Genomic DNA, 25,008 nt, shown 5'->3' with positions numbered 1-25,008 from the left:
CGTCTACTTATGATTCTGTATGGTGTTTTAGCGTTACTACATGCTCACCTAAACGCTCATGATCAATCGAAAAATTAGTTTGTAAACTTTCTAGTAAACCTTCAACGTCACCCGCTTTAAATACCCCAGCTACTTTAATACTGGCAAGCTCGGCTGAAGAAAGCTCAAAACGTGTCGCGGTATAACGACTTACTTCATTTAAAGCATCGCTGAGCTCTTCTCCGTTAAAAATAAGCATGCCATTTTGCCATGCCAAATCGCGTTGTACGTCGTTCATTGATAGTTGGGTAATTGGCTTTGTAACACTCTGCTCTATAACTACCTTTTCGCCTGAGGTAACAATGTTGGCATTAATTTGACGAATTTTTTGCGTGCTGTTATCTGCAAGTTGATAATCTTTAAAGTCATTTGCATCAACCGCTACACTAGGGTCGGTGATCATCACTTTGCCTTCGGTAACAACAAGCTCTAAATCTGATGAGGTATTACGCTGTACATTGAATACGGTACCGAGTGCGGTAAAGCTTTTGTCGCCTGCCATAACACTAAACGGACGCGTGGCATCTTTTGCTACATTAAAGCGCCCTTCTCCACGACTAAGTAATAACTGCCTGCGGCCTTTGCTATAAGCAACTTCTAGCAAGCTATTAGTATTAAGCTGCACTATGGTGCCATCTGGCAACACATACGTTGCTTGCTCGCCTACTTTTGTTTTGTAAATTTTAGTGTAATTAACTTTTGCAAGCTCTTGGTTATAGCCATTTTCTAAATTAATTAATAAGTAGCTGCATACCATTAACGCTGCAAATAAGCTCGCTGCAATTGAGTAAGAAAACATCCACTTATTTTTTGTTGCTTTAGTATTGTTACGCTGAGGAAATAAATGACTTAATTCATTTAATACCGAAAGTTCATCCCAAAGCTGAGCAAGCTCATATATAGAGTCTTGATGGGCGGTGCTTTGCATCATCCATAATTTAAATTGCTCTTTTTCATCATCAGTTAAACCACGATCAATTGCGCTTATCCATTCACATGACTTTTCTAAAATTAAATCTTTTGAATTAAATTGATGAACATTACTCATTCTGCGACCCTCTTAACTGATATAGGGTGTGCTTGAGCTTTAGGATGTATTTGAGAGCTTTGCTCATGTTCACGCATGTACAACATGGTTTGTAATAATCCTTTTGCAATGTGTTTTTCAACAGTGCTTTGGCTTAACTGCATTTGATCTGCGATCTCTTTTTGGCTCATGCCATAAACTTTTTTTAATATAAAGCATTTACGAATTGATGAGTTTAGTTGCTCAGTAGCTCTACAAAAAAGTAAGAAGCGCTCTTTAGATGTGTATTCATCTTCAAGCTTCATTGATTTGAGTAGTACGGGTAATTCGTTATCATTTTCTAACGAATCATTAAATTTGTTGTCCCACTTTGCTATATGGTTTAGTGCTAGGTGTTTAGCTGTTTTAAGCATATAACTGCGGGTAAACTGAATGTCTTGCTTTAAATCAGCTTCATAGCTTTTTACAAAGGTTTCTTGCACAATATCTTCTACATCGTCGGGTTGAACTATGCGCGATACAAAACGTTTGAGCTGTTTAGAAATATCAACAAATGTTGACGTGAACTTTACTTTTTTCGTCATCCTTAACATCCACCTGTTGTTATTTTTATTATTAGGGCGTGTTGGCCTTTCGTGGTTGAATTTGCAGCAGTACGTTTGGTATTTAGGCAAGGCAGAGCCTATGTAGTGTGGTTATTCCCCATAAATAGGTGATAACGCAGCATAAATGCCAAACATGCGCTGCCCGTTGGGTTCTTTCTAGGGACGATTAACTCTTTGTTGCTCGGTTTTGACTTAGCCCGCTAGGTTACAAACCTCGCGCCGCGATTAAATCGTACCTAGATTGAACAAATTTCAATCCACAAAGGTCAACACGCCCCATTAGATTACGAGTTTTTGATATAAAAACAAGCTCAAATGTTAATTCTGGGTTATTTAAATGGATAGGAAGATAAATGAGTAAATTTTTAGATTATATCCGACTTAGTTTCTTTGCATTCGGTTTACTACTTGGAGTGCAAATTCCTGCATTTGTAAGCGATTTTGGCCAAGCATTATCAGCCCAATTAATTGAAGCTAATAATGCCATTGCGCCTTTTAAAAGCGATGCAGCTAAGTATTTTAATAATGATTTAAATAAGCTAATTAAACACTATAAAAATATTGATGATGGGATTGTGAATAAAGGTGCAAGTAATATCAGTACACTTTACACACGACAACAAGACTTACAAATCGCTGTAAATAGGTTTGCGCAATCTCCATATATTTTTACTATGATCAGTGGCATGAGCGATGTAAAGCAACAAGTGTGGCAACGCTTTGAAGGTCAAATCATTTTAAAAAAAGATTCTATTATAGCCGCCATTGTTGCAGCTATTATAGTTGCCTTACTTGCCGAGCTTACTGGTTATTTGTTTTTAACTGGAGTAAAACGCTCATTTAAACGCTTATTCGCAGCTCAAAAATAGTGATTTCATAAAGTCATAAAATACATCGGTTTTGCGGGTAGTTAAGCTATTTTGCGGACGCAAAAACCAAACTGGTGCATCATCTTGTGCCATTACACCGGGCATAACTTCAACTAAAATGCCATTTTTAATATCTTCATGAATAGCTATCATTGATTTAATTGCAATGCCATGACCTGCAATGGCTGCTTGAGTCATATTGTCGGAATTAGAAATAGTAAAGCGTGTTCTTGCATTAAAAGTATGTGTTTTACCTTGTTCATCAAAAAGCTTTAATTGGCGCTGCCACGGCAGGCAAACCCAATAGTGTTCGCTCAATTGAGCTAAGCTTTTAGGCATGCCATATTTTTTTATGTAGCTAGGAGCTGCGCAAAGTATACGTTTGTTGTTTACTATTTTTCGTGACAGTAAACCGGAATCATTTAATTGTCCTACACGAATTGCCACATCTTGTGCGTCATCAACCACATTTACAAAATGATCAGTAATTAAAAAATCAAGTTTTAGTTCAGGATAGGCCTGCTCTAACTCATTAAGTCTTGGCATTACGTATTTTGAAAAAATCCAAGGGGGCATAGTCACGCGTAATAAACCACTCACAGATGAACTACGCGCACCAATACTATGCTCAGCGTCGTGCAGCGCCTCCATTATAGCGCCAACTCGCGTATAAAATATTTCACCTGCGGGAGATAACCGTACTCGTCGGCTATCTCTAAAAACAAGTACTGTTGCAAGCTCACGTTCTAATTTACTTAAGCGATGGCTTACCGTTGCAGGCGATAAACGCTGCTCGCGCGCAGCAGCAAGCACCCCTTTATTTTCAACTACTGCTATAAATGTTTCTAGGTCGCTTAAATTATACATAAAGATGCCATTGTGCACTTTTCAATGTTTAACATTTTCGAATGAAGCTTTCAGTTTTGCAATGTTTATTTAAATATGTAAAACACTATAATTGCAAATAGTCTAATTATTGAGGTTCAATCATGAGTTTAAAAGCGCAAATAGATGCCTATAACGTACAAAAAGATGCCAAGTTACCGGCTGACGTTTTAGCATTAATGAACACTACAAACGAAGAGCTTATTGCACAGCATATTAAAGACAATGCGTTGCAAATTGGTCAAAAGGTAGAAAACTTCAGCCTAGCCAACCATAACGGCGAAAACATTGAGCTTGCGGATTTATTAAAAAAAGGCCCGGTAATTATTAGCTTTTATCGTGGTGGCTGGTGCCCATATTGTAATTTAGAGCTAAAAGCACTTAATGACTACTTACCGCAATTTAAAACTCAAAATGCTCAGTTAGTCGCAATATCACCACAACTGCCTGATGAAACTCTCTCAACTGCACAAAAAAACGATCTTGAGTTTGACGTGCTTTCAGATGTTAGTAATAAAGTAGCTGAGCAATTTGGTTTATTGTTTACACTTGATGAGCGTATTCAAGCGTTATACACACAATTTGGTATTGATTTTGAACACTACTACGGCGATAAAAGCTTTAAATTGCCGCTACCGGCTACTTATGTGATAAACCAAGAAGGTGTTATTACATACGCATTTTTAAACGAAGACTACACCCTACGCGCAGAACCTACTGATATTATGGCAGCACTTGAATCGGAGAATAACTAATGTCTATTTTAAAATCGTTAAAAACACTTACTCTTTCACTACTTGTAGGCACAAGCCTTGTATCTGGTTATGCAGTCGCTGATGAACCAAAAGAACAAGTAAAGCCCAAAGTGCTTATTTTTGATGTAAACGAAACCCTACTTGATTTAACGTCAATGCGTACCTCTATTGGTAAAGCACTAGGCGGGCGTGAAGATTTATTACCACTATGGTTTTCGACTATGCTGCACCATTCATTAGTAGATACAGTAAGCGGTAGTTATCACGACTTTGGGCAAATTGGGGTGGCATCACTTCTTATGGTTGCTCAAAACAACAATATTGATATTACAAGTGAACAAGCTAAAACAGCTATTGTTACGCCTCTTTTAACTCTTCCTCCACACAGCGATGTTAAAGAAGGACTGGCAAAACTTAGAGCTCAGGGCTATAAATTAGTAAGCCTTACAAATTCTTCAAACAAAGGTGTAAAGGCACAGTTTGAAAGCGCTGGTTTAATGTCTTACTTTGATGCACGTTACAGCATTGAAGATATTAAAATTTACAAACCAGACTTACGTGCTTATGAATGGGTACTTAAAAAGCTAAATGTAGCACCAAATGAAGCTATGATGGTTGCAGCCCATGGCTGGGATGTTGCTGGCGCAAAAGAAGCAGGCTTACAAACCACTTTCATTGCACGCCCAGGTAAAGCACTTTACCCATTAGCTAAAAAACCAGATCACGTTGTGAAAGATTTACATGAATTAGCCGCTCTACTTAAATAAGTATGCGCTGATGAATCAATACCCAAGCGGCCAATGTTAGGATGACATTGGCCGCTTTTTTATAACTACCCCTAAATATGTCTTAGTGTATTTATTTTCATAATCAGTATGTTAAAAATTGAATGTAAACAAAGCATTTAGCCCACTATGAGTTATTTTATCTGCTAGCAATTTAGTACTCACAACGCTACTATTAAATAAATACGTGGTGGAGAACATAATGAATAGTGAAAGATTAGGTGAGTTTGAACAGTACTTTCAAATTAATGAAAGTATAAGAGTGAATTTATTCGCCGTATCGAACGGACAAGTTCCTAAATCGCAGCTTGAGCTAGAAGACGATATCCCCCCACTATTTAGATTAGCAAATGAAGTAAGTGAACTTGAGCAAAGCTCGTTACGACCACTGCGTAACTTGGGCGATATAGCACAAGAGCTAGCTACATTTTTACAAGCGCAGTCACGTAAAATAGATTTAATAATGAGCCATATTTTGGCCTCAGAACAAGCCCAAGATAATGCAATACAATGTGATAGCTACGGCGGTGGCGGTATTCGCTTTACATCACCCGAAGTACACTCAATTGGCCAAGCGTTTAGAACAAAACTGTTTTTGCACCACGAAGCCTCTGCGGTTTATTGTTACACCGAAGTTGTGGCAGTAGAAAAACAAGATAGCGAGCATTATCAATACACCATGCTCTTTACCGCAATTAGAACCACTGACCAAGAACTTATTGTTAGAGCAAGTTTACATGCTCAAACCCGCCAACTTAAAAAACGTCAAGAACTTGATCAAAACCAAGCCGATCTAAACAGTGATAATTAGCTGACATCTTTATGTAAAATGCTAAACTAGCGTCATCTTAATTAGTATATAAAATTCATGAACTTTAGACTTTTACCAGAATGGGCCGAGCAAGACGCTGTTATGCTTACATGGCCTCATAAAGACACAGATTGGGCTGATAATTTAGCACGTGTAGAACCTGTATATATTGAGCTTGCTAAGCATATAACAACGCAGCAACAGCTTGTTATTGTGGCGCATAACAGTGCCTTAAAAATGCATATTACAGAATTGCTAAATAGCGCTAACATCTCTCTTAATCGTGTTCATTTTGTAGTAACGCCTACCAACGATACCTGGGCGCGCGATCATGGTCCGCTTACTTGCGCCGCTATTGATTCACCAGAGCAGTTAAAAGTATACGATTTTACTTTCAATGGTTGGGGCAATAAATTTGAAAGCGCATTAGACAATCAAATTAATCGTACTTTGGTAAAAGAGCTAAGTAGCACAAACAACCAATATCAAGCGCTCGATATGGTACTTGAAGGTGGCGGTATTGAAATAAACGAGCATGGTGTGTTGCTAACAACCAGCGAATGTTTGCTTAACAAAAACCGTAACCCAGATTTAAACCCTGCTGACATAGAAATACTTTTAAAAGAGCACTTGGGAGCAACACGTTTTTTATGGGTTGATCATGGCTATTTAGCGGGTGATGACACCGACAGCCACATTGATACTTTAGTGCGTTTTGCGCCAAATAATACCCTTGTATATGTGCAGTGTGACGATAAAACTGATGAGCACTTTAGCGCACTTGATGCAATGGAAAAACAACTAAAAGCCTTTAAAACTGCCGATAACACCCCATATAACTTAATTGAGTTACCGTGGCCAAAAGCCGCGTATGACGATGAGCAAACACGCTTACCGGCTACCTACGCTAACTACTTAATTATTAATAATGCTGTGCTTGTGCCAACGTATAATGATGCCAATGATGAACGTGCTCTAGCACAAGTTCAAAAAGCATACCCACAACACACTATTATTGGCGTTAATTGCCAACCAATTATTGAACAATTTGGCAGCCTGCACTGTATTACAATGCAATTACCTCGTGGATTTTTAGCTGGAGCAGCACAATGACAAGCCCTGCAAAATTAACCGTTGCGTTAGTGCAACAAAGCAATACCGATAACGCTCAGCACAATATGGCAAAATCAATGAGTGCCATTCGTGAAGCCGCTCAAAAAGGTGCAAAACTGGTTGTACTTCAAGAGCTACACCGAAGCCTCTATTTTTGCCAAACCGAAAATGTTGACGTATTTGATTTAGCCGAAACCATTCCAGGCCCTAGCAGTAACGCCTTAGGTGAGCTTGCTAAAGAGCTAAGCATTGTTATTGTGGCCTCTTTATTTGAAAAACGCGCTACGGGCCTTTATCACAACACCGCGGTTGTATTAGAACAAGATGGCAGTATTGCGGGTAAATACCGCAAAATGCATATTCCTGATGATCCAGGTTTTTACGAAAAATTCTACTTTACCCCTGGTGATATCGGTTTTGAGCCTATTCAAACCTCGGTGGGTAAATTAGGCGTGCTAGTATGTTGGGATCAATGGTTTCCTGAAGCTGCCCGCTTAATGGCAATGGCAGGCGCTGAAGTGTTAATTTACCCAACCGCTATTGGTTGGGATCCTAACGACGACATTGCTGAGCAAACTCGTCAAAAAGATGCGTGGGTTATTAGTCAGCGTGCCCATGCTGTTGCCAATGGTGTACCAGTAATTAGCTGTAACCGTGTCGGCCATGAAAGTGACCCAAGTGCGCAAAGCGATGGTATTGCGTTTTGGGGGAATTCGTTCATTGCAGGCCCACAAGGTGAATTATTAGCTGAGGCTAATAATACTGATGAGCAAATTTTAGTGGTTGAAATTGATCAAAAACGCTCAGAAAACGTAAGACGTATCTGGCCGTTCTTGCGTGACCGTAGAATAGATCACTATAAAGACCTAACAAAAATATACCGAGACTAGGTAATCTTAACTCAAGATGGCTCTTACTTGCTAAGAGCCAACTATAAATGGAGTAATAAATGGCGTTTGAGCAATGGGCAGCCTTGCCTTGGGTAAAATCTCAAAAAGATAAAATTCAATGGGGCCAGCTAAGCGGAAGTGGTTTAAGTATTGCCATTGCTGAAGGCGTTAAACAACAAGACAACTTAGTATTGATTGTTACGCCTGATACACCAAGCGCACTGCGCCTTGAAACAGAATTAGAATATTTATTACCCGATAACCCAGTAATGGTATTTCCTGATTGGGAAACTCTGCCATACGATCACTTTTCTCCCCATCAAGATATTATTTCAGCCCGTTTGGCCACTTTAAACACCTTAAAAAAAGAACAACAAAGTGTGTTAATTGTGCCTGTGTCTACTTTAATGTTGCGCACAGCCCCGGCCTCATTTATTTACGGTTCAACAATAAACTTTAAAGTAGGCGACAAACTAGACACGCATAACTTTCGTGACAATTTAGAGCAAGCCGGTTATTTAAATGTTCAACAAGTAATGGAGCACGGCGAATACGCTATACGCGGCTCTATCGTTGACTTATACCCAATGGGTAACCCGCACCCATTTAGACTCGACTTTTTTGATGACGAACTCGACACAATTCGCTTATTTGATGTAGAAACGCAGCGTTCTGATGAAAAAGTAGATAAAATTGAGCTACTTCCAGCGCATGAATTTCCTACTAACGACGCTGATATTGAACGTTTTAGAATAAGCTACCGCGAAAAATTTGGTGCAAGCTCGCAGCAAGACTCTGTATACATGCAAGTAAGCAAAGGTAACTGGCCTGCTGGTATCGAATACTACATGCCGTTGTTTTTTGAAAAGCTAGCGACTATTTTTGACTACTTGCCAGATACGACAACTGTTATGCAGCTGGGTGATTTAGAGCACGCGGCAGACACCTTTTGGCACGATGTAAATGTACGCTATGAGAACCGCAGAGTTGACCCACTTCGTCCATTACTTGAACCCAATGCGCTTTATCAGCCTATTGAAGAGCTGTTTTCTAATTTAGGCAATTTTGCACGTATTCGTTTATCTCTTGCAAAGCTTGGTACTAAAGCGGGCAATAAAAACTTAAGCGTTAGCGAGCTGCCAGCGATTAGAATTGATCATAAGCAGCATGAACCTTATGCCGCGTTTATAAATTATGTAGCAGAGCAAAAAAAGAAAAAAGGCCGCATATTACTCAGTGTTGAATCCGATGGTCGTCGCGAATCATTACTGAGCATTCTAAAACCAAGCGGTTTAAAATTTAAAGAATTTGAAACACTCGAACAATTTACAAAAAGCGCGAGTGATGTAGGTTTAATAGTAAGCCCGCTTGAACAAAGTGTAGTACTTGGTACTAAACCAAGCCTTTCTATTATTACCGAGCAAGAACTGCTAGGTATTAAAGTATCTCAACGCAGACGCCGCAAGCACAAGTACGAAGCCAGCCAAGATGCGCTAATCCGTAATTTAGCTGAGCTTAAGGAAGGCCAACCTGTTGTGCATCTCGACCATGGTGTTGGGCGTTACCAAGGTTTGCAAACAATTGATGCCGCAGGTGTAATTACTGAGTTTGTTACGATTACTTACGCAAGTGAAGCTAAACTTTACGTGCCAGTGTCTGCACTGCATATGCTGAGTCGTTACTCTGGTGGTGAAGAAGCTAGCGCCCCGCTGCATAAGCTTGGCTCAGATGCATGGGAAAAAGCAAAAAAACGTGCGGCTGAAAAAGTTCGCGATGTAGCAGCCGAATTACTCGACATTTATGCACAGCGCCAAGCAAAACCCGGTAATAAGTTTACTCTAGACGCCCCTGCATATCGCCAATTTAGCGATAGCTTTCCGTTTGAGGAAACTGACGATCAGCGCAACGCCATAGAAGCGGTGTTAGGTGATATGCAATCAAAGCAAGCCATGGACCGCTTAGTGTGTGGTGACGTAGGCTTTGGTAAAACAGAAGTGGCCATGCGCGCTGCTTTTGTAGCGGTTAACGATGATAAACAAGTGGCAATTTTAGTGCCTACCACCTTGCTGGCTCAGCAGCACTATGAAAACTTTAAAGATCGTTTTGCTGATTTTCCTATTGAAGTTGGTGTACTTTCGCGCTTTAACTCCACTAAAGAGCAAAAAGACACGCTTGAAAAAATGGCAAACGGTAAGCTCGATATAGTTATTGGCACACATAAACTTATTCAGCATGACATTAAATTTAACGATTTAGGCTTACTCATTGTTGATGAAGAGCATCGCTTTGGTGTTCGTCAAAAAGAGAAAATTAAAGCCCTGCGTGCCGATGTAGACATACTCACACTAACTGCAACGCCAATACCGCGTACACTTAACATGGCCATGAGCGGCATGCGCGATTTATCAATAATCGCAACGCCACCGGCTAAACGTTTAGCGGTAAAAACCTTTGTACGCCAACGCGATGTAGAACTAATACGCGAAGCTGTACTACGTGAAATTAAACGTGGTGGCCAAGTTTACTTTTTGCATAACAATGTGGAAACTATTGACCGTGTTGCGCAAGAAATTAGTGAATGGGTGCCTGAAGCAAGCGTCACCTCAGCCCATGGTCAAATGCGCGAGCAAGAGCTTGAGCAAATAATGACTGACTTTTATCATCAAAAATACAACGTGCTGGTATGTACCACGATTATTGAGACCGGTATTGATGTACCAACAGCCAATACCATTATTATGGATAGAGCAGATAAACTTGGCCTTGCGCAATTACACCAATTACGTGGACGAGTTGGTCGAAGCCATCATCAAGCGTATGCCTATTTACTCACAGGTGACCCTAAAGCACTCTCTAAAGACGCGAGTAAACGCTTACAAGCAATCGAATCGTTGGAAGATTTAGGCGCGGGTTTTGCTCTCGCTACACACGATTTAGAAATTCGTGGCGCCGGTGAGTTACTTGGCGACGATCAATCAGGTCAAATGCAAACAATCGGCTTTAGTTTGTACATGGAAATGCTTGAGCAAGCCGTAAATGCGCTACGTGAAGGAAAAGAGCCAACGCTTGAAAATCTACTTAAAAAACAAACCGAAGTAGATTTAAAACTGGCTGCACTATTACCTGATGATTACATACACGATGTTAATGCACGCCTAGGTATGTACAAGCGAGTTGCTAGTTGTGCTAACCTTGATGATATGGATGAACTACAGGTAGAACTTATAGACCGCTTTGGTTTACTGCCTGATGCCGCTAAAAACCTATTTAGCCTACAATTATTAAAAATGCAGGCAAGTAATTTAGGGATAACAAAAATTGAGGCAAATCCAAAAGGTGGTTACTTTGAGTTTAGCCAAGATACTAAGGTTAACCCTAGCTTCATCATTGGTTTGATACAAAGTGCGCCTAAGGTGTACAAAATGGATGGCGCAAATAAACTGCGCTTTGCAATTAGTGAAGCTAACGCTCGCGAACGCTTAAAAATGGTCACTGCAATGATTGCAGATTTCGAAAAAAAGGTTAGCCATTAATGTTGCTAAAAAAATCGCTAGTTATTTTATGCTGCTTGTTTAGCAGCACTGCATTTGCAGAACGCTGGTTTGAGGTTGAGGTGCTTGTATTTAAGCAGCGCCCTGCTCCGTATTTGCAAGAAGATTTTACACTTAAGCACAAAGCTATTGAGGATAAAAACTCTCTAGATTTAATGACCCCTCTTTATACAGAGCAAGCAATGCAAGCCTGTATAGATGGTGATGAGCGTTTTCAAAAACGCTCTTTTACCGACTCATTAGTTAATTCAAACCCACAATCGGGTGTATGCGGTGACAGTACAAACTACCTACAAAGCTACGATGAGCTACCTGTAACACCTCTAGCACCCGCTAAAGATGATATGCAGCAAACTTATTTATTAGCGCCAGAACAACTGCAATTTAAAGCGCAGTACCGACAGCTAGATCGCAAAGGATTAACACCTATTCTACATACTGGCTGGCGCTTTGAAGGCGCAAGTAAATCGCGTGCTCCAAGTATGCATTTAATAGCAGGTAAACACCTTAAAAGTGATTCCAACGTAACCCCTAGCTATTCAAATCCTGATTTTGTAAGTTTATTAAACTCACAACCTGAACTGTTTAACGACCCAAACCAATCAAAAGCAGAATGGGAACTAGACGGTTTATTTAAAATACACTTACGACATTATTTATACATTACAGCTAATTTTGATATTAGCCAAAAACTAGAAAATGGCGATATAGAGTCAGCCCGCTTTTCTCAGTTTAGACGTGTAATAAGTGGTGAAGTACATTACTTTGACCACCCACGAATGGGCATGATCGTCCAAATCAGAAAATTCAAACATTAATACTAAGTAGGATATAACAATGAAAAAACTCCTTATCATCGCAGCTACACTAAGCCTTGCGGCTTGTTCTAAGGTAAGTCTTGAGAGTTACGAAAAAATCAAAGTAGGTATGGACAAGACTGAAGTTGAAACCATTTTGGGAAGTGCAGATAATTGTGTTGAAAAAACACTGCATACTAATTGTGTGTGGGGCGACGAAGCAAAAAATATCGAGATCACGCTAGTATCAAACAAAGTAACTTTATATAGTAAACATGGTTTAGCTAATAAATAAATTTAAAAAAGGGACTGATTTTATCAGTCCCTTTTTTAATTACTAAAATTCATTTTTTGGAGTAGATAAGCTCAATATTAACGATTTTACTACGATTTAACGTTATTTTATAGCGTTGGTAGAGTGTTCTATCTTCCTCAGTTAGCACAAGCACCATGTTAAGTTGATAGCGCCGTTCAACCGCCTGCTTAGAAATTTTATTACTATCTAAATGATATAACTTCCCTTCACCACGCTTTAAATAACGCGCAAATGGTGCAAGACTAAATTGCAGTGTTTGTTGCAGTGTATCGTAACCGGGTAAAAATTCTTTTGCACTAACACGTGTCTCACTTGCAAAGTGTAACCACTGCGCGGCTTGTTTATTTTGCTGACGACGCTTTGAAAAAATAGATCTAACTTCTTTAGGTATTTTTTTAAAGCGTGTGTATTCAAGCCAAATTAGCTGACTCGCTATTTTGTCTTTGGTAATACTATTTTTAAAGCTAAATCGCCACTTAGGTCGCCCTTGTACAATAGCTCGCCAGATCATACGTGTAATGTCTTCTTTAAATATTTCACGTAATCCGTAAATGACCCCCAAAATTAAAATAAGCGTCGCGGTGACTTCAGTAAACGTTGAGCGGGCATTAAGTATCACAACCATCACAAATGCCATGATAACAGCTGTTACAGTGCCTTTAACTAATCGTTTAAGGTAGCTGTTAAGAAAACGCGTTTGGCGCTGTAATATAACGCCATGCTCAATTAAACGTTGTAACAAGCGCATTTTATTTGTTATTCGATTTGCGTCTTGCATGGTGGTTTCAGAATTGTAGCTTTTCTCTGCTCGGTACGTATTTTCGTTTTTACAAAACTGCAGTAAATCGTTACGCTCTTTTGCATAATCGCTACTACGTGGGCCTTCATCTAAAAGCTTTAAAAATGATTGCTCAACATGCCAACTTAAATAGTTGTCAGCATTGGTAAAAAATGGAAGTAGTTTTTCGTCATCTGGCGTGTAGCGACGCAGCTTTTTTAAAAGCCCTTCACTTTGTTCATATACTTCGTTAGCGCGTTTATAAAAGTCTTCTGCTTCATCAATTTTTAACGCGTCTTTAATGTCGGCATCAAGGGCTAAACGCACTTGGTAACAAAATAAATTAAGGTTTTGACGGTAATCTTGCTGCTCACCTTTGTTTTTACTAACAAAACGGCTTCGTACTAATGGCAAGTGTATATTGTTAGCGTTGTATGCTAAATGTGATTTAAAGTGGTTATTAAAGTAAGATTCTTCGGTAAGCGTTTGCGGATTAATCCCCATTTCATTAGGGATAGAAAAATACAGATCTATGCGCTGTTCAGAACGAGGAGTTAGCTCTGGTTCAATGACAAAAGATAAGTTTTCATCTTGTTTTAACAATCAGTTCTCCTTCTAAAATATCGTTTTAGTGTACTTGTCTCCTTTGTTTTGTTCAATAAAAAAGGCTCAGTAAATACTGAGCCTTAATACGATTAATGTGCTAGTTAAAACTTGTAGTTTACACTTGCAAAAACACGTGAACCAATTACATCATAAACTTCTGGAACAGTACCCATATCGTTACCACCTAATACTTTCTCAGGCTCTTTATCGAAAATGTTGTTCATGCCACCAGTAAATCGTAATGCATCATTCAAGTTGTAGCTCATTGAAATATCGTGGTAAATAACGTTGTCAGTACTAAAGTTTTCACCGTAGTAGTCACCATCCATTCCACGAAGGAATCTTGCGTTATAAAGGATATTTAATGAATCAGTTAGATCGTAATTAACTGAAAGGTTAGACTTTATTTTAGAGTAACCACCGATGTTGCCATCAATAGTACCTGTGTAATTAATGTCATCTTCTTCAAACTTAATTAAATAAGTTGTATCAAGGTTTATACGGTAGTTATCTGCAGAGTAGCTAATATTCCAATCAACACCTGACGTTTCTTGAGAACCTACGTTAGTTAGTGCTGAACTTAGGTTAGATAAGTCACCAGATTGTGTGATGTTTACTGATGAACATGATTCTGAGTCACCTGCAAAACAGCTATTCATTTCGTTTTGAACATCTAAGCGAGTAATCGCATTAGTAATATCAAACTTCCAGTAATCTAGAGTTGTTGATAAGCCGTCAGCTACTTCCCAAACCATACCAAAAGTGAAAGAGCGACTTTCTTCGGCTTTAAGATCGTTATCACTTGTGTAGTTTACAAGTATTTGAGCATCTTGTTCGTTGCCCCATGGATCAGCTAGGTAATCGTACGAACCTGAGTTACCACCAAACAGTTCTGATACGTTTGGTGCTCTAAAGCCAGTAGCTAATACAGAACGAACCATAAACTCTTCAGTTACATTCCACGTTGCACCAAGTTTCCACGTTGTTTCGCCACCAAAGGTAGAGTAGTTATCGTAGCGAGCAGCACCTTCAAGGGTAACAGTCTCTAATACCGGCATAGATGTTTCAAAGTAGATAGACTGTACTGAGAAATCACCTTCAGTTGGATCTTGTTGTGCAGCTGTGCTCTCACCAAGCTGAGTAATTAGATCTGGTGTGTAGTAACCACTTTCAAAGCGGTTTTCTACACCGATTGCGTAACCAATATCACTTTCTGTTACTGCGCTGTAACCAGCTGAAAGAATAAATTGCTCGTTACCACCTTCGTTTGACTCAGTATAAATTGAATCGTTAGATGTTAATAAGCTACGATCTAAAGAATCACCGCTGAACCAAAGAGCTTGGTTTGCATAAATGCTTTCTTCAACTCGACTTGCATTAATTGAGTTTTGAACTTTATCTTTTGAGTCATTACGACCGTAAGTTGCACTTACATCCCAGCTTGCATCGTTATCTAATAAACCTTGTAATGCAACAGATACACGGTAAGTGTCAGTTTCTTGCTCATAAATACGAGGACCAGCATCAACCATTCTTCTTCTGTACTCTAAAGAGTCAGCAAGATCGCCTGTATCTGCGTCACGGAAGCTATCTGTGTAAGTTGAATCCAAGCTAGAAGTACTTAAATCAATACTTGCTGGTTGTGGTGCAAGTTGTTGATTAGATTCACGACGTGTATACATCAAATCAACATTAAATGTAGTGTCTGAGTCTAGCTCTTTGTCAAAACTAGTAAATAAGCTGTATAGCTCATTAGGTGTTTGAGCATAGCTTGATGTTGTGAAGTCGTATGAAGTAGTTCTATCTGCAAAAACACCATTACCCTGGTAAGTTCTGCCGCCCAGTGTTCCTTCAGGGATAAATGAAGACTCGCCAGGCTCTACAAAACGACGATCCGACTGAATTACTTCACCACGGTTTGAGTATTGAGCACCAACAACTAAGTTGCCATCGGCAATATTCATTCCGTGTAATAAACTAACACCGTAGTTATTGCCATCACCTTTTGTAGTGCGGCTGCCTTCAACGTTTAGCTCTGAACCTTCAAAATCTTTCTTTGTTATGATGTTAACAACACCAGCAATAGCATCAGAGCCATATACTGCAGACGCGCCGTCTTTTAAGATTTCGATAGATTTGATCATTGCTACAGGAATGGTATTTAAATCAACAGAAGAATCTGCGCCGGTACCTGAAGAAACCATACGACGACCGTTTAGGAGTACTAACGTACGTTGTGAACCCATACCACGTAAGTTTACTGTTGCTGAACCGCCAGAACCATTATTACTTGAAGCGCCTAAGCTAATACCAGCAGCTGATGGCTGAGTAGAAAGTATGTCAGCAACAGATGTGAAACCACTTTTTGCAATGAAGTCATCACCGATAACTGTGATTGGGCTTGCTGTTTCCATATCAGTACGGTTAATACGAGAGCCCGTCACCTGAATTTTTTCAATTGATGTAGCTGCTTCGTCAGCCGCTAAAACTTGCACACTTGAGAACATTGGTATTGCTGCAATTACAGCTAAGCCAAGAGTTGATTTTTTCATGAAAGAACCCTACTTGTTGAAGTTTACCTTTATTGGTAATGCTCACTTGTTATAAGAATAGTGAGTCAGATGGGCAACTTAGGCGCTTTTAACTGAACGAAAACTTAACGCCAGTGCGTTTTTTATCAACCAACAAAATAGAACAACTCTTTTGGGGACATACGTTACAACTTGTTTCATTGTTAATGAATAAATACATTTAAATATCAATAGCATAAACAATTTAAGATACTTAAATAACACAGTTGAAACCAAACTGGTCAACTTTGTAATTCAATGTAACTAATCGAATTATGTACCAAATTCAGATAAATTAACAAGTTAATCACAGCAAATTATTAAAACCGCAAAACTAAATGTTAATTACTAACCGAATTTACGCATGTTTGGTGCTTAAATAGCTTTATTTGACTACTTTGCGGTTTTTTTGATTAGACTTTTTGTTCAGCCACAATTAAAACTGTGTCTTTATTGAATTAGTTTCATATTATAAAAACTTAATTGGCTACTTGATTCAAATAGCAGTTTTAGTGATCTTCTCGCTTAAATAATCGTATGGATAACAGTGCAAATTGCTAATGGTAAATGGATTGCATGAAAGTTAGGTATTAAGCCTAATACGTTACATAAAAAGAGTAATTTAGTGTTTGTATTAAAGAGGTTGTATTATCTTTAACTGTTAGCTCTAAATTCCAGAGCATATTTTGCTCAGAACAAATGCCAACCATGGTATTACTCTGCCACAGGCCATTATGTTTTTTAAATTGCTGAGGAATGTAACCCATATACATAGTAATGCCTTTAAGCTTGGCATCTTCAATTGTAAGGTTTGTTGGTAAATCACTAAAAATAGTAAATGGAGTTTCGGGAGAAAGGGTTTTCTCGCTTAACCATACTTTAACATCATTTGAAAAAGTACAAGGCAAATTGGCTGTGCATGTGGCATTTTTTAGAAACTTTTCACCTGTATTTTTGGAAAAATCACACGCTGTTAATAAAAAAAATACCGCCGTGAATAAACTTAATCTATATATAAACATAACAATTTCGCACTAAAGAAAAACAAATACTAATAATCGCGACTGCAAATAACAAGTGCGAGTGTTACTATTAAGCCAAATTAGGCACAAACTGTATCAAAAAATAAACAACAAGCTCACAAACATTGATTGATGTCATAATTTTATGTAATTGACCTATCTTTTTTAGGCCAAAAAATTTATCATTTCACCCGCAAAAAATAAGGGTTTCTCAAGTTTTTTTTCTGAAGCTTTCATGTATTGAAAGTTTTAGATAACACGCTTGAGAAAATAGTAGGCCCCACTTTTAAAGGTGGGTAATTCATTTCTAAACGCATTTATTGCAGCGGAAGCCAGAAAATGAGCCAAACAGTAGCATCACAAACTGAGTATAACTATAAGGTTGTACGCCAATTCGCTATTATGACAGTGATTTGGGGCATCGTTGGCATGAGTATTGGGGTTCTGATTGCTGCCCAATTAGCTTGGCCAGCACTTAACTTTGATACACCATGGTTAACTTACTCTCGACTACGTCCGTTACACACGAACGCAGTAATTTTCGCATTTGGTACTAGTGCACTTTTTGCGACGTCTTATTACGTCGTACAACGTACTTGTCAAACGCGTCTTTTCTCAGACAAACTCGCCGCCTTTTCTTTTTGGGGCTGGCAGCTAGTTATTGTATTAGCAGTAATAACGCTACCGTTAGGTATTACTAGCTCAAAAGAATATGCAGAACTTGAATGGCCAATCGATATTTTAATCGCTGTGGTTTGGATTGTTTACGCTATTGTATTCTTTGGTACTTTAATCAAGCGTAAAGTGTCGCACATCTATGTTGCTAACTGGTTCTATGCTGGCTTTATTATTACTGTTGCAGTACTACACATTGTAAACAGCATGGCAGTGCCTGTGTCGTTAACTAAATCATATTCAATCTACGCTGGTGCCGTAGATGCGATGGTTCAGTGGTGGTACGGTCATAACGCTGTAGGTTTCCTACTTACTGCTGGTTTCTTGGGTATGATGTATTACTTTGTACCTAAACAAGCAGGTCGTCCAGTGTACTCATACCGTTTATCGGTAGTTCACTTTTGGGCTCTAATTTCATTATATATCTGGGCTGGTCCTCATCACCTTCACTACACAGCGCTTCCTGATTGGACGCAAAGTTTAGGTATGGTTATGTCTATTATCCTATTCGTACCGTCTTGGGGTGGTATGATTAACGGTATTATGACGCTATCTGGCGCGTGGCATAAACTACGTACTGATCCAGTACTACGCTTCTTAGTTGTTTCATTGTCTTTCTACGGTATGTCTACGTTTGAAGGTCCAATGATGGCAATTAAATCTGTAAATGCGTTATCTCACTACACAGATTGGACAATCGGCCACGTACACTCAGGTGCACTAGGTTGGGTTGCTATGATTTCAATTGGTGCTATTTACCACTTAATTCCTGCGTTATTCGCGCAAGGTCGTATGTATAGCGTTAAATTAGTTAATACCCACTTCTGGTTACACACTGTAGGTGTTGTTTTATACATTGTTGCAATGTGGATTTCAGGTGTAATGCAAGGTCTAATGTGGCGTGCAGTGAATGCTGACGGTACATTAATGTACAGCTTTGTGCAGTCTTTAGAAGCGTCGCATCCTTTCTATATCATGCGCTTTGTAGGCGGTGTATTCATCGTAACGGGTATGTTAGTTATGGCTTATAACGTTTACCGCACTATTTCAGCTGAGAAAGAATCTCTGAAACTAGACGCGCAAGCACAATTAGCATAACGGAGTGAGATGATGAGCAAGAAAAATTCACAAAACAAACATGAAATAGTAGAAAAGAACGTTGGCCTTATGGCTATTCTGACTGTTTTTGCTATTAGCTTTGGCGCGTTAGTTGAGATCACTCCGCTAATGTTTCAAGACGATACAACTAAACCAGTGGAGGGTTTACGCCCTCTTAACGCTTTAGAAATGGAAGGCCGCGACCTTTACGTACGTGAAGGTTGTTCTAACTGTCACTCACAAATGATTCGTCCTTTTCGTGATGAAGTTGAGCGTTATGGTCACTACTCTGTAGCAGGCGAATCAGTATGGGATCATCCGTTTTTATGGGGTTCTAAACGTACTGGTCCTGACTTGGCTCGTGTTGGTAAGCGCTACTCGGACGATTGGCATTATGCTCACTTAGTTGATCCACGTGCTGTGGTTCCTGAGTCAAACATGCCAGGCTTTCCTTGGTTAGCAGAGAATACGGTTGATACAAGCCTTACTCTGAAAAAACTACAACTTTTCCGTGATACTTTTGCTATTAACCCAGAAAACCCAAAACATCCGGGTTTAGGTTATGGCGATGATGCAGAGCTTCAAGCAGATGTTGATAAAGTTAATGCTATGAATGATGGCAAAGGCGCAACAGAAATCCAAGCTCTCATCGCGTATTTACAGCAACTTGGTACCCACTTGAAGTAAAAAATTATGGATTACGGAACATACAGAGGTATTTTGACTCTGGTAATTTTAGTATTGTTTATTGTGATTGTTGCATGGGCATATAGCAAGCGAAGCAAAACTCGTTTTGACAGCGCTGCTAATGCCATTTTTGAAGATGAAAAAAAACATGACAACACGCTCTCTAACGAGGAAAAGGAGTCTGAAAAATGACTAGCTTTTGGAGTATTTGGGTTATTGTATTAACCCTTGCATGCTTATGCATCATCTTTGGCTTATTAGTTTGGAACTTAAAAAACTATGCAGGCGTAGAAGAAGGTGAAAGCTGTGGACATGAATTTGACGGCATTGAAGAGCTAAATAATCCACTACCAAAATGGTGGACTTACATGTTTTTCGCAACTTTTGCTTGGTCGGTATATTACCTTGCAGCTTTCCCAGGTTTAGGTAACTGGGAAGGTTTTGGTAAATGGACTAGTTCTAATCAAGGTATTACGTCTTTAGCTGAATCTAAAAAAGCAGTTGCAGAGGCAAAAGCGGATGGTCGCTTTGTAAAACTTGATAAAGAGTACGAAGCTGCAGAAGAGCGCTTTGGTCCTATTTTTAATAAACTTGCACAAGTACCCGTTTTAGATTTAGTTAATTCTAAATTTGAAGGTGATGCAGCGCAGCAAGTAGCACTTGATAATGATAATAAACATGAGCAAACAGATGGCCAAGTAGCCATTGAAATTGGTCAGCGTTTATTCTCACAAAACTGTGCGCAATGTCATGGCTCTGATGCACGTGGTGGTACTGGCTTCCCTAACCTAACTGATAAAGATTGGTTATATGGCGGAACACCTGACAAAATTAAAGAAACACTTCTTTATGGTCGTATTGCAGCAATGCCAGCTTGGGGTCCTGCTCTTGGCGAACAAGGCGTTAAAGAAATGACAGCACATGTGCTGAGCCTTTCTGGTCGTACTGTTAACCAAAAAGACGCAGACGCAGGTGCCGCTAAGTTTGCAATGTGTGCCGCATGTCATGGTGCTGACGGTAAAGGGTCGGTTGCACATAACCTACCATTTGGCGCGCCTAACCTGACTGATAACATTTGGTTATATGGTGGTTCTCAACGTGCTGTTGAAGAAACTCTTAACCACGGCCGTGCCGGTGTAATGCCTGCATGGAAAGACATTTTAGGTGAAGATAAGATTCACTTATTAACTGCCTATGTTTACAGTTTATCGCAAGATAAATAAGTACGCGGTTAATAAAATGTTTATAAATTAATTTATTTAATTCAATAGATTAATCCAGATCAAAAAAGCCTCCACTGTGAGGCTTTTTTTTAGTCTTTTACGTATAATTCCTATAAAATAACGCTTCCTAAACTAATTTTAGAGACACTATGCAACCTACTCCGTGGTATAAAAATTTTTGGCCTTGGTTTTTAATCTTTTTTCCGTTAGTTGCCATTATTGGCTGTATTAGCTTATTTATTACGGCAATAGGTAACGGTCCAGATATGGTTGTTGACGACTACTACAAAAAAGGTAAAGCAATAAACTTAGAACTGACTAAGTTTGAAAAAGCAAAAGCACTTTATTTACATGGCGAATTAAATGTAACCAACGACCGCGTAAGCTTTAAGTTTACAAAAGGCGACAGCAGTAACGTGCATGTATTAAAGCTCTCGTTTTATCATCGCACCATTAAAGCGCATGACTTTGAAGCAACACTTACTCCTAATGCCAATCAGGAATTTACTGCATTACTTAATGAGTATACACAAGGCGCCTACTCAGTCTTTATTGAGCCAATCGATGGCAGTTGGAAAATGAAAGAAAATATAACGTTACCAACTGAACAAACCGTTTTAGTTACTCCTAATTATAAGTAGTAATAACTATGTCTAACTCTTGCTTTCATTGCCTTGAAAGTGTGCCAAACGGATTTAGCGCAAACGTTATAATTGACGATAAAGCTCAGCCAATGTGTTGCATTGGCTGCCAAGCTGTTGCGCAAAATATTGTTGATCAAGGTATGACCGATTATTATAAATACCGAACGGTTCGTGCTGGAAAGGTCGAACAGCTGGTACCTGAGCAACTCGCATTTATAAAAAGTTATGACAACGAAGACATTCAAGACGAATTTATAGCCACTAACGATAATATCTCAGAGGTATTATTGAGCGTTGAAGGTATAACCTGTGCCGCTTGTGCATGGCTTATCGAAAAACAACTCTTAAATTTAACCTCAGTAAAACGTGTTGATGTAAATACATCGACCAACCGCGCGATGATTCAATGGGACAAAACCACCACCCCATTGAGTGAAGTTATTACTTCCCTAGCTAAAATTGGCTACAAAGCCTACCCGTTTCAATCAGATATTGAAGCTAAGCAAAAGCAACAAACTGCCAAAGCCTATATTCGCCGCTTAGGTGTTGCAGGCTTAATGACCATGCAAGTAATGATGTTTGCGTTCGCCATGTACTTTGGCATGTTTTCAGGCATGGACAGTAACTTTGAGCAGTATTTTAGATGGATCAGCTTGGTACTGGCCTCCCCGGTTATTTTATATAGCGCACTGCCCTTTTTAACCAATGCTATAAATGGCTTAAAAGCAAAACAGCTCAATATGGATTTACCCGTATCACTGGCTATTTTTGGCGCATTTGGTGCAAGTTGTTACGCCACATTTATGCAAGTCGGCGAAGTGTATTTTGAATCTGTATGCATGTTTACCTTTTTACTGTTATTAGGTAAATATCTTGAGTTTAGAGCGCGTTTAAAAGCGAGCGAGTTTACTGCCAATTTACAAAAGTTATTACCATTAACAGCCCGCACCATTAACGAAAGTGGCGAAGAGCTTATAATTGCAGCCAAAAAACTAAAACTTAATGACGTAGTACTTATTAAAGCAGGTGAGACAATTCCTGCCGATGGCGAACTCATTAAAGGCAAAACCACGGTTGATGAGTCAATGATGACCGGCGAACATCAACCAGTAACTAAATTTATTGGCCACAATGTCTACGCCGGCTGCGTTAACCACGACGGCGTTATTGAAATAAAAATTAATAAAATTGGCCAAAATACGCTTTTAAATCAAATTATACGCTTACAACACAACGCATTAACCAAGCGCCCTAAACTGGTTGAAATTACAGATAAAGTTGCGCAATGGTTTATAGCGTGCCTGCTTATATTTGCTTCACTTACAGCTATTGGCTGGTACCAAATTGATCCTGAACACGCATTTTGGATCACTATTTCGGTTTTAGTTGCTACCTGCCCGTGTGCCCTGAGTTTAGCCATACCTACCGCGCTCACATGTGCAGTGGCAACGCTTACCCGCAAAGGCGTATTAATAAAACAAGCGCATGTGCTCGAAACGCTCTCACAAATTACTTTATTTGCATTTGATAAAACAGGCACACTTACGCAAGGTAAATTTAGCCTTGATGAAGTAGATATAATCGATAAACAATATACAAAAGCGCAAGTGCTAGATATGGCAGCCATGCTAGAGCATTATTCTGAACACCCTATCGCCAGTGCATTTGATGAGTTTACGCCAGCTCACCGCAGTCTTAATAACGTTGAAGTACATCCAGGGCTGGGAATTAGCGCACAAGATGCAACTAATCATTACGCAATTGGTAAAAGTGGTTGGTTTAATAGCAAAAAATCGAATGCACAAGCGAGCTTGTATATAAATAAGCAAGTTGTTGCACGCTTTTACTTTGTTGATAAAGTAAAAAGCGATGCTAAAAAGCTTATAGACTCACTTCAATCGCAAAACTTAACGTGTCACATGTTAACCGGTGACGCGTCAGATGCTGGGCAAAAAGTAGCTAAGCAACTTAAACTTGAAAGTGTGCAATCTGGATGTTCTCCACAAGATAAACAAACCGCCGTTGAGCAATGGTCTTCACAAAATGAAGTCGTTGCAATGGTAGGTGATGGTGTAAACGACAGCCCGGTATTTGCTAGTGCGCACTTATCTATTGCTATGGAAACCGGTGCAGACATATCAAAAAATAGCGCCGATGTAGTGCTTCTTAATAGCGATTTAGCCTCCATTGGTCACTTACTTAATGTAGCAAAACAAACCAGACGTATTATTAAGCAAAATCTTGCGCTGTCTTTATTGTATAATGCTTCAATATTACCACTGGCAGCGTTGGGCTTAGTTGCTCCTTGGATGGCTGTTATTGGCATGTCTGCCAGCTCAATTATTGTGATTAGTAATTCACTAAGGCTATTAAAGTTATGAGCATAATTTACATTTTGATCCCTATCGCCATTTTGTTCGTCATTATTGCTATTGGTGTTTTCTTTTGGGCCGTAAAAAGCGAGCAGTTTTCGGATTTAAACAAGCAAGGTCATAGTATTTTGTTTGAAGATGACAAAGAGCAACATAAAAAAAGTAATGATTGACCCTCTTTATACCAGCGCATTTTTAATGGGGCTAATCGGTAGCGGTCATTGCATTGCTATGTGTGGTGGTATTGCAAGCTCATTACAACTGGCAAGTGACAAACGTAAAACATTTACCTATTCATTTGCTTATAATATTGGACGTGCACTGAGCTATATGGTTGCAGGTGCACTTGTTGCTGGTATTAGCAGCCAATTTGCAAGGCAAAACACCTCCTTCTCTTTAGTACTTTCGTTCATTGCAGCTATTTTTATGCTCCTCGTTGGCGTGTATATAATGCGCTTGGGCCCTACTTTGCAATGGTTAGAGAAAATAGGTAAAACCTTGGTGTGGCAACACATTGTTAAACTAAATAAATATTTAATGCCTATTAACTCTCCTTTTAAAGCCCTAGGTTACGGTGCTTTGTGGGGATGGCTGCCTTGTGGACTTGTATACTCAGCGCTTACATGGGCGATGACTAGCCCAAGTGCCCTTGACGGTGCCTTAGTTATGCTTTGCTTTGCTTTGGGTACTTTTCCCGCGATGATCACATTAGGCGTTACCGCACAAAAACTAAATACTATTATTAACCATCCATGGACCCGAATTGTATTAGGCAGTGTTATAATTTGGTATGGTATCTACTTATTGATTATTGCAACTGACAAACTGGTACATTAATCTATTCGCATTATTAACCTTTAAGGTTATTTTGCAGTCGTGTATAAAAATCA

General features: G+C 39.3%; 23 protein-coding genes. 17 read left to right on the top strand and 6 right to left on the bottom strand.

Annotation, left to right across the window (positions count from 1 at the left end; all coding sequences use genetic code 11):
* Positions 1-7: 7 nt before the first annotated feature.
* Positions 8-1,087 carry a FecR domain-containing protein gene (locus GQR38_RS00560; RefSeq protein ID WP_076923828.1) on the bottom strand — a complete coding sequence of 360 codons (1,080 nt, stop codon included), beginning with the start codon at positions 1,085-1,087 and terminating at the stop codon, positions 8-10.
* The gene (locus tag GQR38_RS00555; RefSeq protein WP_024599128.1) at positions 1,084-1,650 is read right to left on the bottom strand and encodes an RNA polymerase sigma factor; all 567 of its coding nucleotides are present in this window, start codon (positions 1,648-1,650) and stop codon (positions 1,084-1,086) included. Before GQR38_RS00555 ends, GQR38_RS00560 begins: the two co-directional genes overlap by 4 nt.
* A gap of 374 nt (positions 1,651-2,024) precedes the next feature.
* On the opposite strand from GQR38_RS00555, the gene GQR38_RS00550 reads away from it, so the two are divergent.
* Positions 2,025-2,540: a DUF2937 family protein gene (locus GQR38_RS00550; RefSeq protein ID WP_024590457.1), complete on the top strand. Its 516-nt coding sequence runs from the start codon at positions 2,025-2,027 to the stop codon at positions 2,538-2,540.
* Here GQR38_RS00550 and GQR38_RS00545 read toward each other — a convergent pair.
* A complete protein-coding gene (locus tag GQR38_RS00545; RefSeq protein WP_007585683.1) occupies positions 2,520-3,407 on the bottom strand; it encodes a LysR family transcriptional regulator in 888 nt (295 codons plus the stop codon). The genes GQR38_RS00550 and GQR38_RS00545 overlap by 21 nt on opposite strands.
* Positions 3,408-3,529: 122 nt before the next feature.
* On the opposite strand from GQR38_RS00545, the gene GQR38_RS00540 reads away from it, so the two are divergent.
* From GQR38_RS00540 to GQR38_RS00505, 8 genes are all read left to right on the top strand, one after another.
* Positions 3,530-4,180 (top strand): peroxiredoxin-like family protein, encoded by a 651-nt coding sequence (locus GQR38_RS00540; protein ID WP_007585680.1) that lies wholly within the window; start codon positions 3,530-3,532, stop codon positions 4,178-4,180.
* Positions 4,180-4,947, top strand: coding sequence for a haloacid dehalogenase type II (locus GQR38_RS00535; protein ID WP_024590458.1), 768 nt, complete (start codon positions 4,180-4,182; stop codon positions 4,945-4,947). Before GQR38_RS00540 ends, GQR38_RS00535 begins: the two co-directional genes overlap by 1 nt.
* 220 nt (positions 4,948-5,167) lie before the next feature.
* The gene (locus GQR38_RS00530) at positions 5,168-5,776 is read left to right on the top strand and encodes a PilZ domain-containing protein (protein ID WP_007585675.1); all 609 of its coding nucleotides are present in this window, start codon (positions 5,168-5,170) and stop codon (positions 5,774-5,776) included.
* A gap of 57 nt (positions 5,777-5,833) precedes the next feature.
* On the top strand, positions 5,834-6,889 hold the full coding sequence (locus GQR38_RS00525; protein ID WP_165722266.1) for an agmatine deiminase family protein: 1,056 nt from the start codon (positions 5,834-5,836) through the stop codon (positions 6,887-6,889).
* Positions 6,886-7,779: a carbon-nitrogen hydrolase gene (locus GQR38_RS00520; protein ID WP_024608294.1), complete on the top strand. Its 894-nt coding sequence runs from the start codon at positions 6,886-6,888 to the stop codon at positions 7,777-7,779. The genes GQR38_RS00525 and GQR38_RS00520 overlap by 4 nt, the downstream gene beginning before the upstream one ends.
* A gap of 59 nt (positions 7,780-7,838) precedes the next feature.
* Positions 7,839-11,312, top strand: a complete 3,474-nt coding sequence (gene mfd / locus GQR38_RS00515; RefSeq protein ID WP_165722268.1) for a transcription-repair coupling factor — start codon at positions 7,839-7,841, stop codon at positions 11,310-11,312.
* A complete protein-coding gene (locus tag GQR38_RS00510; protein ID WP_165722269.1) occupies positions 11,312-12,148 on the top strand; it encodes a peptidoglycan binding protein CsiV in 837 nt (278 codons plus the stop codon). The genes mfd and GQR38_RS00510 overlap by 1 nt, the downstream gene beginning before the upstream one ends.
* 19 nt (positions 12,149-12,167) lie before the next feature.
* The gene (locus GQR38_RS00505) at positions 12,168-12,422 is read left to right on the top strand and encodes a hypothetical protein (protein ID WP_007585664.1); all 255 of its coding nucleotides are present in this window, start codon (positions 12,168-12,170) and stop codon (positions 12,420-12,422) included.
* A gap of 49 nt (positions 12,423-12,471) precedes the next feature.
* Here the strand turns inward: GQR38_RS00505 and GQR38_RS00500 are convergent, their stop codons facing one another.
* The 3 genes from GQR38_RS00500 to GQR38_RS00490 all read right to left on the bottom strand — a co-directional run bounded on the left by GQR38_RS00500 (position 12,472) and on the right by GQR38_RS00490 (position 17,419).
* Complete coding sequence (locus GQR38_RS00500) at positions 12,472-13,824, bottom strand: hypothetical protein (protein ID WP_007585662.1); 1,353 nt, start codon at positions 13,822-13,824, stop codon at positions 12,472-12,474.
* Positions 13,825-13,928: 104 nt separating this feature from the next.
* The gene (locus GQR38_RS00495; protein ID WP_007585660.1) at positions 13,929-16,379 is read right to left on the bottom strand and encodes a TonB-dependent receptor; all 2,451 of its coding nucleotides are present in this window, start codon (positions 16,377-16,379) and stop codon (positions 13,929-13,931) included.
* Positions 16,380-16,993: 614 nt separating this feature from the next.
* The gene (locus GQR38_RS00490) at positions 16,994-17,419 is read right to left on the bottom strand and encodes a hypothetical protein (RefSeq protein WP_165722271.1); all 426 of its coding nucleotides are present in this window, start codon (positions 17,417-17,419) and stop codon (positions 16,994-16,996) included.
* Positions 17,420-17,758: 339 nt separating this feature from the next.
* Here GQR38_RS00490 and ccoN point away from each other — a divergent pair, with 339 nt between their 5' ends.
* The 8 genes from ccoN to GQR38_RS00450 all read left to right on the top strand — a co-directional run bounded on the left by ccoN (position 17,759) and on the right by GQR38_RS00450 (position 24,955).
* A complete protein-coding gene (gene ccoN, locus GQR38_RS00485; RefSeq protein ID WP_007585649.1) occupies positions 17,759-19,192 on the top strand; it encodes a cytochrome-c oxidase, cbb3-type subunit I in 1,434 nt (477 codons plus the stop codon).
* A 12-nt stretch (positions 19,193-19,204) separates the two neighbouring features.
* Positions 19,205-19,879 carry a cytochrome-c oxidase, cbb3-type subunit II gene (gene ccoO / locus GQR38_RS00480; protein ID WP_010554062.1) on the top strand — a complete coding sequence of 225 codons (675 nt, stop codon included), beginning with the start codon at positions 19,205-19,207 and terminating at the stop codon, positions 19,877-19,879.
* A gap of 6 nt (positions 19,880-19,885) precedes the next feature.
* Positions 19,886-20,071 carry a cbb3-type cytochrome c oxidase subunit 3 gene (locus GQR38_RS00475; RefSeq protein WP_010554061.1) on the top strand — a complete coding sequence of 62 codons (186 nt, stop codon included), beginning with the start codon at positions 19,886-19,888 and terminating at the stop codon, positions 20,069-20,071.
* Positions 20,068-21,102: a cytochrome-c oxidase, cbb3-type subunit III gene (ccoP, locus tag GQR38_RS00470; protein WP_165722272.1), complete on the top strand. Its 1,035-nt coding sequence runs from the start codon at positions 20,068-20,070 to the stop codon at positions 21,100-21,102. The genes GQR38_RS00475 and ccoP overlap by 4 nt, the downstream gene beginning before the upstream one ends.
* Positions 21,103-21,251: 149 nt before the next feature.
* On the top strand, positions 21,252-21,743 hold the full coding sequence (locus tag GQR38_RS00465; RefSeq protein WP_101216175.1) for a FixH family protein: 492 nt from the start codon (positions 21,252-21,254) through the stop codon (positions 21,741-21,743).
* A gap of 8 nt (positions 21,744-21,751) precedes the next feature.
* Positions 21,752-24,127, top strand: a complete 2,376-nt coding sequence (locus tag GQR38_RS00460; RefSeq protein ID WP_165722273.1) for a heavy metal translocating P-type ATPase — start codon at positions 21,752-21,754, stop codon at positions 24,125-24,127.
* The gene (ccoS, locus tag GQR38_RS00455; protein WP_121954920.1) at positions 24,124-24,291 is read left to right on the top strand and encodes a cbb3-type cytochrome oxidase assembly protein CcoS; all 168 of its coding nucleotides are present in this window, start codon (positions 24,124-24,126) and stop codon (positions 24,289-24,291) included. The genes GQR38_RS00460 and ccoS overlap by 4 nt, the downstream gene beginning before the upstream one ends.
* Entirely contained in the window at positions 24,284-24,955 is a 672-nt protein-coding gene (locus GQR38_RS00450) for a sulfite exporter TauE/SafE family protein (protein ID WP_165722275.1), read from the top strand. Before ccoS ends, GQR38_RS00450 begins: the two co-directional genes overlap by 8 nt.
* Positions 24,956-25,008: the final 53 nt, after the last annotated feature.

The organism is Pseudoalteromonas sp. c7(2019), assembly GCF_011378625.1.
Classification (GTDB): domain Bacteria; phylum Pseudomonadota; class Gammaproteobacteria; order Enterobacterales; family Alteromonadaceae; genus Pseudoalteromonas; species Pseudoalteromonas arctica.
The sequence above is the reverse complement of the archived record's forward strand: the minus strand, read 5'-3'. Positions and strand labels throughout refer to the sequence as shown.